Raw genomic sequence first — 10928 nt, 5'->3', positions numbered from 1 at the left:
AGCCTACTTTGCGCATGCTGTGCCGGATGCGTGCAACAGCGCCGTCGCAATCGCCGCCACCCCCTCGCCGCGCCCCGTGAAGCCGAGGCCATCCGTTGTGGTGGCGGAGACGCTCACGGGGGCACCGAGCAACTCGCTGAGCAACGTCTGCGCCTCTGCGCGCCGACCGGCGAATCGCGGTCGGTTACCGATGAGCTGCACCGAAACGTTGCGTATCGCGAAGCCCGCATTCTCGACCCGGCGTCGTGTCTCCGTCAGAAAGACGCTGCCGTGCGCGCCGTCAAAACGCGGATCGTTCGTGCCGAAGACGCTGCCGATGTCGCCGAGGCCGGCCGCAGCCAGCAGTGCGTCCGTGATCGCGTGCGCCACCGCATCACCATCGCTGTGGCCGGCAAGTCCGGGCTCCCCCGGCCAGTGCAGGCCGGCAAGCCAGAGCTCGGCCGACGCGTCGAAGGCATGAGTGTCGGTCCCGACACCGATTCGCTCGGCCCCGGATGCTCCGCCCGGCACCGCGGATCCGGCCGACAGAAGCTGCTCGGCCCTCTGCAGGTCCCAGGCAGTCGTGATCTTGAACGCGAGCGGATCGCCCGGCAGCACCGAGACGGGATGCCCCGCGGCCATGACGAGCGCGGCATCGTCCGTAAAGTCGCCGCTCGGCCTCGCGTACGCGTCCACGAGCTGTTGTCGTGGAAAACCCTGCGGGGTCTGCACGGCGGAGAGCTCGGAGCGGTCGACGGTCTCGATGATGCCGCCAGCGGCATCCGTTCGCTTGATGGTGTCGCTGACGGCAAGACCGGGGATGACGCCGTGGGAACGTTGCCGCACCGCGACCGCGACCGCGTCGAACAGCGCCGACGGCGTCAGCGCGCGGGCAGCGTCATGCACGAGCACGAGTTCGATGCCGTCGACCAACTCGCCAAGACCGGCGGCCACGGACTGCTGCCGGGTGTCGCCGCCGGTGACGACGGTCAACGACGCGGATGCGACTCCCGCCGCCTGCACGCCTATCGCGCGCGCGTCCGCTTCATCGCTCGCCGGAGCGACAACTATCACCTGGGCCTGTTCCTGCATGCCGAAGACGGCATGCAGTGAGCGCGCCAGCACCGTGGACCCCGCGAGCGCGACAAACGCCTTGGGCACATCAGCGCCCAAACGGGTTCCGCTGCCCGCGGCTACCACGATGACGGCGATGCGCGGGGTACTCATGTGTCGAGATTACCGGCACCGAGCCGAGCCGTACGGTCCCTCGACAAGCTCAAGGACCGGAGCGGGCTCGGTGATCGGAAGCTAGGAAGCCAGAACCTCGTCGAGAACGGTGGATGCCTTCTCTTCGTCGGTCTTCTCAGCCAGAGCCAGCTCGGAGATGAGAATCTGCCGAGCCTTCGCCAGCATGCGCTTCTCGCCAGCGGAGAGTCCGCGATCCTGATCGCGGCGCCACAGGTCGCGAACGACCTCGGAGACCTTGATCACGTCGCCGGAAGCCAGCTTCTCCAGGTTCGCCTTGTAACGGCGAGACCAGTTGGTGGGCTCCTCGGTGAACGGCGCGCGAAGCACCTCGAACACGCGGTCGAGGCCTTCCTTGCCGATGACGTCACGCACGCCGACAAGGTCGACATTCTCGGCAGGAACCTCAATGGTCAGATCGCCCTGGGTGACGTTGAGCTTCAGGTAGAGCTTCTCTTCACCCTTGATGATCCTCTTCTTCACCTCGGTGATCGTTGCGGCTCCATGATGGGGGTAAACGACGGTCTCGCCAACCTCGAAAAGCATAGATTGATGTCCCTTCAGCAACTTATAGAATACCACAGTCGCTTAGTGGTAAGGTTCGCTCCCCCGTCGTCGGCGACGCCACACCATACGCTAAACTCGAAGCGGATTCCGCTCGTAGCATGGCCACTCCCGGCCCCCGCGGACCGACTCTGGAGGGTCTTGTGAGAGGTCGTATCGCGGCATCCATCGTTCTGACGGCAGCGGTTGTGCTCGGAGCGACGGGCTGCACCCTGATCTCCCCCCAGACGACCACCGAGCACTACGACGCGAGCGACGGCGTGAGCGGCTCTGTTGGCAACATCGACGTGCGCAATGCCATACTCATCAGCGACAACGGCACCTCCGCGAACCTCCTGGTCACCCTGGTCAACCAGGACACCAAAAGCCACCGCGTGAAGATTCAGAGCACCACCGGCGGCGACAGCACGAACGAATTCGTCACGGTCGAGCCCGGCGCCACCCGTGTGGTCGGCACGAGCGACGACGAGGCCGTGGTCTTCTCCAACATCGACGCGAAGCCCGGCACGCTGCACAAGGTCTACTTTCAGTACGGCTCCGAAACCGGCCTGCAGTTGCTCGTGCCCGTGCTCACCAATGGCCTGCCCGCGTACAGCACCCTGACGCCGACGCCCGTCGCCACACCGTAACGCGGTGAGCTTCCCGCCTCAGGCGTTGAAGCGGTAGCCGAGCCCGCGCACCGTGACCACCATGACCGGGTCTGAGGGATTCTTCTCGATGCGCGAACGAATGCGCTTGATGTGCACATCCAGCGTCTTCGTGTCGCCGAAATAGTCGCTGCCCCACACCCTGTCGATCAGTTGACCGCGAGTGAGCACGCGTCCCGCGTTGCGCAACAACAGTTCAAGCAGCTCGAATTCCTTCAACGGCATAGCAATTTCGGCACCGTCCACACTGACCGTGTGGCTGTCGACATCCATGCGCACCGAGCCGGACTCGAGCACATTCTCGTCGTCGGCATCCGCCTCGGTACGCCTGCGCAGCACGGCGCGGATGCGAGCCAGCAGTTCCCGGGTCGAATACGGCTTGGTCACGTAGTCGTCTGCACCCAGCTCGAGCCCCACCACGATGTCAACCTCGGAGTCTTTGGCCGTGAGCATGATGATGGGAACGCCGGATCGTGCCCGCAGCTCGCGGCAGACCTCGGTTCCGGGCAGTCCGGGAAGCATCAGGTCGAGCAGCACCAGGTCGGCGCCGGCCCGATCGAACTCGCTCAACGCGGCAGGCCCGTCCGCGGCGACGGTCACGTCGTAGCCTTCGCGTCGCAGCAGAAAGGCCAGCGGCTCACTGAGGGACGCTTCGTCTTCGACGAGTAGCAGATGAGTCACGGAGTGTCTCCAATCGAGGCGCGGACGGCGCCGTTAGCGGATGCGGCGGGCAGCTGCGTGGATGCTTCCGGCAGCCGAATGGTGAAGGTGGATCCCCGGCCGGGCTGGGACCACACTCGCACCTCCCCGCCATGGTTCTGAACGGCGTGCTTGACTATCGCCAGGCCGAGCCCGGTTCCGCCGGTGCTGCGGGAGCGCGCCTGATCGACACGGTAGAAGCGCTCAAAGATGCGGTCGAGTTCGGCCTCGGGGATTCCCTCGCCCTGGTCGGTGATGGCGATCTCCACGGCTCCGTCGGCCACCTTGACGCCGATGCCGACACGGCTGCGCTCGGGCGAGTGCTGAAGGGCGTTCGAGATGAGATTGTCCACGGCGGTGACCAGCATCGACTCCACGCCGTAGACGTGGGCCCGCGACGAGCCGCCGACCGCCAACTCGATGGCACGGGCATCCGCAGCCACGCGATTCTGGTTGACCGCAGCGACAACGACGTCGTCGATCGCGAGCGGTGTCGGGTTGGCAAGCGAGGTGGAGGACTGCAGCCGGGAGAGCTCGATGATGTCCTGGGTGATGCGCGCCAGCCGCTGCGACTCCTGGCTGAGCCGCTCGCCAAAGCGGCGAACCTGCTCCGCGTCATCCGCCGCGCTCTGCAATGCCTCGGCGAGCAGGCCTACCGCGCCGATGGGGGTCTTCAATTCGTGGCTGATGTTGGCGATGAAGTCGCGGCGCACCTCGTCGAGTCGCACCGACTCGGTGTGGTCTTCGGCCAGCAGCAGAATGTAGCGGCTGCCCAGTCGGGCGACCCGGGCGTGCAGATGAATGCTCGCGTCGCCGAACGGGCCACGGGGTATCACGAGGTCGCGGCTGATCGACTCGCCGCTGCGGCGCACCGTGTCGACCAGTTCGGCCAACTCGGGCTGCACGAGGGTGTCATTCCACACCAGGCCCAGCGAATGGGCTCCGGGCGAGGCCTTCATGACGTTGTTCGATGGATCGACGACGATGCCGGCAGAGCCGAGCGCGTCGATGATTTGATCGACGCCGTCGGGAACCCCGGAGTTGACGACATCCGCAGCCTGCTCGCCCCGGCGGGCGGCAACATGAAGGATGGCCACGAAACCGGCGCCGACCACAAGGCCCAGTGCCAGAGACAGCAGCACCAACCAGGTGGAGTCCATGCTGCCCAGCGTAGCCAACGCGGAGCGTCGCATCCGGCTTGATCGGCGCAAAGACGGCGATACTTTAGACAGTGTTCAGATGCCCGGCACCATTCGTTAACCTGTTCTGGGCACCATAGAGACAAGTGCGGGCGAGTGCGCCCATGTGCGGTGCCCGTCTGCGGTGCGAAAACGCACCGAAAGGGAAGGATCACAAGTTCATGCGCGAGGTATTCCAGCAGGAGCTGCGTGAGGTTCAGGACCGGCTCGTGGAGATTGCCGAGCTTGTCGTGCTCTCGATCGAGAATGCGACGCGGGCGTTCAACGAATCGGATGTCTCACTCGCCGAGACCGTGATAGCCAACGACAACAAGATCGACGAACTCACGGTTGTGCTCGACGAGCTGTCTATACAGATTCTGGCCCGCCAGCAGCCGGTGGCTCGCGACCTGCGCATCGTGGTGAGCGCATTGCGCATCAGTGCCTCGCTCGAGCGCATGGGTGACATGGCCGAGCACATCGCCCAGCTCGCGCGCTACCGCTTTCCCGACAAGGTCGTCCCCAAGAGCCTGCGCTCGACGTTCAAGGAGATGGGGCGACTGGATGTGCTCATCGCCACGAAACTCGCCGAACTGCTGCGCACGCAGGAGCTCTCGATCGCCGAGGAGATTCGCAACGACGATGACCTCATCGATGATCTGCACGTGAGCGTCTTCGACAAGGTTCTCGGCGAGAAATGGAAGGGTGAAGCGGTAGACACCGTGGATGCCACGCTCGCCTCGCGCTACCACGAGCGTTTCGCAGACCACGCCGTCTCGATCGCCAAGAAGGTGCAGTACCTCGGCACCGGCGACTGGGTCGCCGACGAGGCCTGAGGTTTCGCTGGGCGAGTAGCGGGCGCTACTTCTTGCCCTGCGCGGCTACTGCGGCGGCGCCTGCCGCGGCAGCCTCGGGGTCGAGGTATTCAGCCGCCGATACGGGCCGGAAGTCGGCGTCGAGTTTGTAGACCAGCGGGATGCCGGTGGGAATGTTCAGCTCGGCGATCTCGTCGTCCGAGATGCCGTCGAGATGCTTGACGAGCGCGCGCAGGGAGTTGCCGTGGGCAGTGACGAGCACGGTCTTGCCCGCCTCGAGATCTTTCGTGATGTCGGACTCCCAGTACGGCAGCATCCGCTCGATCACGAGCTTGAGCGACTCAGTGCGCGGCAGATCGTCGCCGAGGCCCGCGTAACGGGGGTCGTGCGCCTGGGAGAACTCGCTGTCGTCGTCGAGCAGCGGCGGCGGCACGTCGAAGGAGCGGCGCCAGGTCTGGAACTGCTCGGGGCCGAACTTCTCAAGCGTCTCGGCCTTGTCGAGCCCCTGCAGCGCGCCGTAGTGGCGCTCGTTGAGCCGCCACGAACGCTTCACGTCGATCCACAGCCGGTCGGCCACCTCGAGCGCGAGGTTCGCGGTCTGGATGGCGCGCGTGAGAACCGAGGTATAGAGCACGTCCGGCTCAAGGCCGGACTCCAGCAGCAGTTCGCCCGCGCGCCTGGCCTCGGTGACGCCCTGCTCGCTCAGACGCACGTCGACCCAGCCGGTGAAGAGGTTCTTCTGGTTCCACTCGCTGTTGCCGTGACGCAGCAGAATCAGGGTGTGGGCGGCGGGCTGCGTGGAGTACTCGGTCATGCCTCCAATCTACCGGCTCGGCCTGCGGCTGGAAGGATGGAGGCATGGCAGTCGGCTCGGTCACCCGCGGAACCACCAACACGAATCGGCTGCGACGCGTGGATCGCTGGATCGCGACGCTTGCGGTGCTGCGCCGCGCCGCCGATCCGCTCGTCGTCGATCTGGGCTATGGAGCCAGCGCCGTGACAGCGCTCGAGCTGCACCAGCGGCTGGCGCGCAGTCGGGCGGATGTGGAGGTGCTCGGCATCGAGATCGAGCCGGAACGTGTGCGCACCGCGCAAGCGCAGCTACGGGAGGTGCGCGCCGGCCGAACGAGCTTTGCCCCGGATGCCCGCGTCGGCTTTGCGACGGGCGGCTTCGAGGTGCCGCTTGCCGGCGGTCGGCGCGCGGCCGTGATCCGCGCCCTCAACGTGCTGCGCCAGTACCCCGAGCACGCCGTGCTGCCGTCGTGGCAACTGCTGGTCACGCGCCTGCAGCCCGGCGGCGTACTCATCGACGGTACCTGCGACGAGATCGGGCGCATCGCCAGCTGGGTGGATGTGACGGCCGACGGGCCGCAGCACCTCACCGTCTCGATGCGACTGGCCGGGCTTGAGCATCCGGCGATAGTGGCCGAGCGGCTGCCGAAGATTCTGATCCATCGCAACGTCGATGGCGAAAAGGTACACGAATTCATGACCGACCTCGATCGGCACTGGCAGTACAACGCGGCGCTGGCGACCTATGGGCCCGCGCAACGGTGGGCAGCGACGGTACGCGCGCTCACGGATGCCGGCTGGCCGCTGCGCTCCAACCGCGCACGCGTCAAGCTCGGCGAGGTGAGCGTTGTGTGGGATGCGGTGAAACCGCGCGGGTTCACGTGGTAGCTATGGCGTGGAAGCGGGGCGGGTGACGGCTCCGATGCGTGGGATACGCGGCACGTTGGCCACGGCGCCCGCCGTCGGCGGAACCACCACCTCCTGAGCCGCCGCGACAACGATGCCCTCCGCGTCGACGTTGAGGGTGAGCGAGACATCCGTGCTTCTCTTCACCACGGCGAGCGCGATGGGCCCCAACTCGTGGTGCATGGCGCTGGAAGTGACCAGCCCAACCTCGCGACGCTCGCCCTCCTGCGAGAACCACACCGGGCTTCCGGCGCCGGGCAGAACGGCATCCGAGCCATCGAGGTGCAGCATCACGAGCCGGCGCGGCGGGTGCCCCAGATTGTGCACCTTGGCGATGGTTTCCTGGCCGCGATAGCAGCCCTTCTCCAGGTGCACGGCGCTGCGCAGCCAGTCGAGTTCGTGCGGAATCGTGCGCTCGTCGACCTCGGTGGCGAAGCGCGGACGCCACGCCGCGATGCGCAGCGCCTCCACCGCCAGCAGACCGGCGACCGGCAGCTCTGCGGATGCCGCGCGCGCGGCAATCCCGTCGAGCTCGCCTCGAGCCACCAGCGTCTCGCTCCAGTTCCAGCCCGCGCCGGGGTGCTCGGCCGCCGTCGCATATTGGTGACCGCCTGGCGCGACCGCCGTCCACGGGTCGTGCCAGACCAAGGCGGTGCCGTTCGACACTGCGGCGCTCACGAGTTCGCCGGAGCCCAGCGCCCCGATCGTGGCGAACTCCTCGCTGCGATCGGCGAGCTCGACACGCAGCATGAATCGCATCGACGTCAGCCAGCCGAGCAGGGCATCCGCCTCGTCGTGCTCCACGAGCAGCCAGAGCGTCTCACCGTCGTCGATCAGGCGCACGGCGTGCTCCACCCGGCCCGTCTGTGCGAGCAACAGCGTCTCCGAGCTGTCTCCCGCACCCATACGCGTGAGGCTCTGGCTGCTGATCGAGTTCAGCCAGCTCAGGCGATCGGGGCCGGTGATGGTGAGCACGGCGCGATGGGAGAGGTCGACGATGGCGTCTCCAGCGGCCAGACGGCGCTGTTCGAGCACCGGGTTGCCATAGTGCGCGGCGACACCCGCGTCGCGGCCGCCCGCCTCGACGGCGCCGCTCAGCGCGAGAAAGGGGTTGGTCATGGCGTCAGTCCACCTTCGCGAGACGAGCGGATGCGTGCGTGCGCAGGTCCTGCCCGAGGGCGGCAATATCCCACGCCCACAGCAGATGCGCATCGACGAGCCCGTAGAGCCGGGTGGCCGCCGCATACTCTTTGGCGGTTGCGCTGCGAATGACCGCATCCGTCGACAGGTCGACGCGGGGCCCGGTGATCTGGCCGAGGTACAGCTCGGCGACCCCGTCGGGGTGCACGAGCGAGACCTCCAGGTCGAAGCCACCGGATGCGTTGCGCAGCGTCTCAACGGACTCAGCGTTCGCGAAGGGACGCGCTCCGACACCGGGCAGCATCGCCGGCCCGGGATCGCCGTCGGTCAGCGGTCGGCTGAGCCGCCAGTAGCCGGTTTCCGCGACGAGCGGGCGCTCGGCGTCGTCGGCATCCGTCTCGTCGCCCTCGTGATTCTCATCGTCGGAGATCAGCCACGTGTATGAGCTGTAGTTGAGGTAAGGCAGGCCGTCGTGGCTGAAGCTCACGCGCTGGCCGAACTCCCTCTGCACATGTGTCTCGCCGCTCGCCTCGTCGAGCACATAGTCGAGCACGCCCGTGCCCTCCCAGACGCCGAGCAGCCATGAGAGCGGCACGATCTCTGCCGGCAGGCCGGTGGGAATCTCGATCATGGCGTTCGCCGGGTTGGCCAGATGCCTAGCGCTGGCCCTGGAACAGTCGATACACGACCAGAACAGCCACGCCGGCAATGGCCAGCGAGGCCAGGCCGAGCAGTCCGACGAAGAAGAGCTCCAGAGTCACGAGAGGCATGAAGCCAGTCTATCCTGCACGGCTCGTGCGGCGCGTCAGGCGCCGAGGCCGGTGAACGCCAGAATGACGGATGCGATGGCCAGCACCGCGATCGCCCCCATGATGCTGGCGACGAGCCGGGAGACGAAACCGCGCTTCTCCTGGGTGGCGAGTTGCACGCACAGCGCACCCACCACGCAGATCGCCAGGGTCAGGCTGAGCCACGGCGTGTAGTGCGCGGGCTGCGCAAAGGCGATGATGATGACGGAGCACACCGCCGCCGCCAGCCACACGGCCACGATGCTCGCCCAGCGCCGCGCCGGGCTCAGCGGGACGGGTGTCGGTGTCGTCATGCATCCATTCTGCCCCGATCCGCGCGTCACGATGGGCGCAGGCACGAATCGACGTCCGATAGGCTGGGCGCGCACGCTCAGGAGGCCCCATGGCGCAACTATTGATCCTGACCTCTGCGCCAGACGTGGAGGTGTTGCCCGCGCTCTCATTGCTGGGCCATCAGGTGCGGCAGATTCCCGCAACGCCGGCTTCTCTTGTCAACGCCCCGGGATGCGACCTCATCTTCATCGACGCGCGCACCGATCTCGCCGGCGCCAAGTCGCTCTGCAAACTGCTCACGACCACGGGCGTCAGCGTTCCGCTCATGCTCGTGCTCACCGAGGGGGGTCTCGCCGCCGTGCATGCCGACTGGGGCATCAGCGACGTCGTGGTAGACACGGCTGGTCCTGCGGAGGCGGATGCGCGCATCCGGCTCGCAATAGGGCGGCAGTCGCTGGAACCGGCGCAGACCACCATTCAGGCCTCGGGCATCACCATCGACGAGGCCAGCTATTCGGCGAAGGCGCACGGGCGCACGCTCGACCTCACCTTCAAGGAGTTCGAACTGCTGCGCTTCCTGGCCGGGCACCCCTCACGGGTCTTCACCCGTGAGCAACTGCTCAGCGAGGTGTGGGGGTACGACTATTTCGGCGGCACCCGCACCGTCGACGTGCACGTGCGGCGCCTGCGCGCCAAGCTCGGCGACTTGGAGTCGCTCATCGGCACGGTGCGCAATGTCGGCTACCGCTTCAATGTCTCTGAGGACGACAATGAGCGACTCGCTCCGCCTGTCGGTTCCTGATCTTTCGAACACGGCAGCCGCATCCGATTTCTTTCGGGTTGCGGATGCCGCGCGCGAGAGTGACGGATACGACCCCTTCAACGAACAGGCGCGTCTCGACCTCGCATCCGGGCATCGCACGCCTGTGGTCGCCACTGTCACGTCGACGGATGCCGTGTGGCAGCCGGATGCCGACAGTCCGGCTCTCGACGGACACACCGTCGGCGCGGCGATCGTCGGCGCTGGCGAGCTCGACCTCGTGATCGACCCCGTCTTTCGCGGCAAAGGCTACGCAGCGGTCGCGCTGCCGGGGCTGCTGTCACATGCACACGGCGAGCTCACGGCCTGGTCGCATGGCGACCACCCGGCCGCGCGCCTGCTCGCCCCGCGCTTCGGCTTCGAGCCGGTGCGCACGCTGCTGCAGCTCAAGCTCGCGCCCCTGCAGGCTGCTGCACCCGGCCCCACCTTGTCGAAAACGACGGAGATTTCAAGCAAATCCGTCCCTGAGGGCCGAATACTGCCGTTATCGTCGAAAACTCCGTCGTTTTCGACGGGCAGTCCGGAAGGACCGGGCGGCTCGATCACGAGCTTTCGCGGAGGTCTCGACGAAGACGAGTGGGTCGCGCTCAATGCGCGCGTCTTCGCCGCGCATCCGGAACAGGGCCGCGTCACCGTGGGCGATCTGCGCGCACGCGAGGCCGAGCCGTGGTTCGACGCGGGCGATTTTCTTGTCGCGCGCGACGCATCCGGCACCATGATCGGCTACAACTGGCTGAAGATCGAGCCGGGCGAGAGCAGCGGCGAGGTCTATGTGATCGGCGTGGATGCGGCATCCGCCGGTCACGGGCTCGGTCGCCGGCTCATGCTCGCGGGGCTCGCGCGGCTGGCCGAACGCGGCTGCGCCAGCGCCACGCTCTACGTTGAGGCAGACAACGAGCCGGCCGTGCGCCTCTACCGTTCCCTGGGCTTCGCCGACCACACGGTCGACGTGCAATACCGACGAACCCTCTGACCACGTCCTTTTTCAGGAAATACTGTGCACCGGCTGGACTATCCGGCCGCCCTGCAGTATTTCCTGAAAAGGATGTTCACCGACGGTT

Annotated in this window: 13 protein-coding genes; 5 read left to right on the top strand and 8 right to left on the bottom strand. The window is 66.7% G+C overall.

From position 1 onward, the window contains the following. Positions 1-3: 3 nt before the first annotated feature. Both ispD and ASC63_RS08385 read right to left on the bottom strand, forming a co-directional pair. Positions 4-1206, bottom strand: a complete 1203-nt coding sequence (gene ispD / locus ASC63_RS08390) for a 2-C-methyl-D-erythritol 4-phosphate cytidylyltransferase (RefSeq protein WP_055811867.1) — start codon at positions 1204-1206, stop codon at positions 4-6. A gap of 81 nt (positions 1207-1287) precedes the next feature. Next, positions 1288-1770: a CarD family transcriptional regulator gene (locus ASC63_RS08385; RefSeq protein WP_055811864.1), complete on the bottom strand. Its 483-nt coding sequence runs from the start codon at positions 1768-1770 to the stop codon at positions 1288-1290. 119 nt (positions 1771-1889) lie between these two features. Between ASC63_RS08385 and ASC63_RS08380 the strand changes: the two genes are divergently transcribed. Next, complete coding sequence (locus tag ASC63_RS08380) at positions 1890-2417, top strand: hypothetical protein (protein ID WP_235492013.1); 528 nt, start codon at positions 1890-1892, stop codon at positions 2415-2417. 18 nt (positions 2418-2435) lie between these two features. Here the strand turns inward: ASC63_RS08380 and ASC63_RS08375 are convergent, their stop codons facing one another. Both ASC63_RS08375 and ASC63_RS08370 read right to left on the bottom strand, forming a co-directional pair. Next, positions 2436-3116, bottom strand: a complete 681-nt coding sequence (locus ASC63_RS08375; RefSeq protein WP_055811859.1) for a response regulator transcription factor — start codon at positions 3114-3116, stop codon at positions 2436-2438. Further along, the gene (locus ASC63_RS08370; RefSeq protein ID WP_055815187.1) at positions 3113-4294 is read right to left on the bottom strand and encodes a sensor histidine kinase; all 1182 of its coding nucleotides are present in this window, start codon (positions 4292-4294) and stop codon (positions 3113-3115) included. The genes ASC63_RS08375 and ASC63_RS08370 overlap by 4 nt, the downstream gene beginning before the upstream one ends. A 200-nt stretch (positions 4295-4494) precedes the next feature. Between ASC63_RS08370 and phoU the strand changes: the two genes are divergently transcribed. Continuing rightward, positions 4495-5148, top strand: coding sequence for a phosphate signaling complex protein PhoU (gene phoU, locus ASC63_RS08365; RefSeq protein ID WP_055811856.1), 654 nt, complete (start codon positions 4495-4497; stop codon positions 5146-5148). 25 nt (positions 5149-5173) lie between these two features. Here phoU and ASC63_RS08360 read toward each other — a convergent pair whose 3' ends face one another. Beyond that, entirely contained in the window at positions 5174-5941 is a 768-nt protein-coding gene (locus tag ASC63_RS08360) for a phosphoglyceromutase (protein ID WP_055811852.1), read from the bottom strand. A gap of 44 nt (positions 5942-5985) precedes the next feature. On the opposite strand from ASC63_RS08360, the gene ASC63_RS08355 reads away from it, so the two are divergent. Then, positions 5986-6807, top strand: coding sequence for a hypothetical protein (locus ASC63_RS08355; RefSeq protein ID WP_055811849.1), 822 nt, complete (start codon positions 5986-5988; stop codon positions 6805-6807). On the opposite strand, the gene ygfZ is transcribed toward ASC63_RS08355, so the two are convergent. From ygfZ to ASC63_RS08340, 3 genes are all read right to left on the bottom strand, one after another. Beyond that, on the bottom strand, positions 6808-7944 hold the full coding sequence (gene ygfZ, locus ASC63_RS08350) for a CAF17-like 4Fe-4S cluster assembly/insertion protein YgfZ (RefSeq protein WP_055811846.1): 1137 nt from the start codon (positions 7942-7944) through the stop codon (positions 6808-6810). 4 nt (positions 7945-7948) lie between these two features. Then, positions 7949-8596 (bottom strand): FABP family protein, encoded by a 648-nt coding sequence (locus ASC63_RS08345; protein WP_055811843.1) that lies wholly within the window; start codon positions 8594-8596, stop codon positions 7949-7951. Positions 8597-8770: 174 nt separating this feature from the next. Further along, positions 8771-9067 carry a hypothetical protein gene (locus tag ASC63_RS08340; protein WP_055811840.1) on the bottom strand — a complete coding sequence of 99 codons (297 nt, stop codon included), beginning with the start codon at positions 9065-9067 and terminating at the stop codon, positions 8771-8773. An 89-nt stretch (positions 9068-9156) separates the two neighbouring features. Between ASC63_RS08340 and ASC63_RS08335 the strand changes: the two genes are divergently transcribed. Further along, positions 9157-9849: a response regulator transcription factor gene (locus ASC63_RS08335; protein WP_055811838.1), complete on the top strand. Its 693-nt coding sequence runs from the start codon at positions 9157-9159 to the stop codon at positions 9847-9849. Continuing rightward, positions 9818-10840, top strand: a complete 1023-nt coding sequence (locus ASC63_RS08330; RefSeq protein WP_055811835.1) for a GNAT family N-acetyltransferase — start codon at positions 9818-9820, stop codon at positions 10838-10840. The genes ASC63_RS08335 and ASC63_RS08330 overlap by 32 nt, the downstream gene beginning before the upstream one ends. Positions 10841-10928: the final 88 nt, after the last annotated feature.

The organism is Leifsonia sp. Root112D2 (genome assembly GCF_001424905.1).
In the GTDB taxonomy this organism is placed as follows: domain Bacteria; phylum Actinomycetota; class Actinomycetes; order Actinomycetales; family Microbacteriaceae; genus Root112D2.
The sequence above is the reverse complement of the archived record's forward strand: the minus strand, read 5'-3'. Positions and strand labels throughout refer to the sequence as shown.

Excerpts from the sequence above, each read along its gene's own strand:
- ispD (WP_055811867.1), bottom strand. The coding sequence starts at position 1,206 with ATGAGTACCCCGCGCATCGCCGTCATCGTGGTAGCCGCGGGCAGCGGA.
- ASC63_RS08385 (WP_055811864.1), bottom strand. The coding sequence starts at position 1,770 with ATGCTTTTCGAGGTTGGCGAGACCGTCGTTTACCCCCATCATGGAGCC.
- ASC63_RS08380 (WP_235492013.1), top strand. The coding sequence starts at position 1,890 with ATGGCCACTCCCGGCCCCCGCGGACCGACTCTGGAGGGTCTTGTGAGA.
- ASC63_RS08370 (WP_055815187.1), bottom strand. The coding sequence starts at position 4,294 with ATGGACTCCACCTGGTTGGTGCTGCTGTCTCTGGCACTGGGCCTTGTG.
- phoU (WP_055811856.1), top strand. The coding sequence starts at position 4,495 with ATGCGCGAGGTATTCCAGCAGGAGCTGCGTGAGGTTCAGGACCGGCTC.
- ASC63_RS08360 (WP_055811852.1), bottom strand. The coding sequence starts at position 5,941 with ATGACCGAGTACTCCACGCAGCCCGCCGCCCACACCCTGATTCTGCTG.
- ASC63_RS08355 (WP_055811849.1), top strand. The coding sequence starts at position 5,986 with ATGGCAGTCGGCTCGGTCACCCGCGGAACCACCAACACGAATCGGCTG.
- ygfZ (WP_055811846.1), bottom strand. The coding sequence starts at position 7,944 with ATGACCAACCCCTTTCTCGCGCTGAGCGGCGCCGTCGAGGCGGGCGGC.
- ASC63_RS08345 (WP_055811843.1), bottom strand. The coding sequence starts at position 8,596 with ATGATCGAGATTCCCACCGGCCTGCCGGCAGAGATCGTGCCGCTCTCA.
- ASC63_RS08340 (WP_055811840.1), bottom strand. The coding sequence starts at position 9,067 with ATGACGACACCGACACCCGTCCCGCTGAGCCCGGCGCGGCGCTGGGCG.
- ASC63_RS08335 (WP_055811838.1), top strand. The coding sequence starts at position 9,157 with ATGGCGCAACTATTGATCCTGACCTCTGCGCCAGACGTGGAGGTGTTG.
- ASC63_RS08330 (WP_055811835.1), top strand. The coding sequence starts at position 9,818 with ATGAGCGACTCGCTCCGCCTGTCGGTTCCTGATCTTTCGAACACGGCA.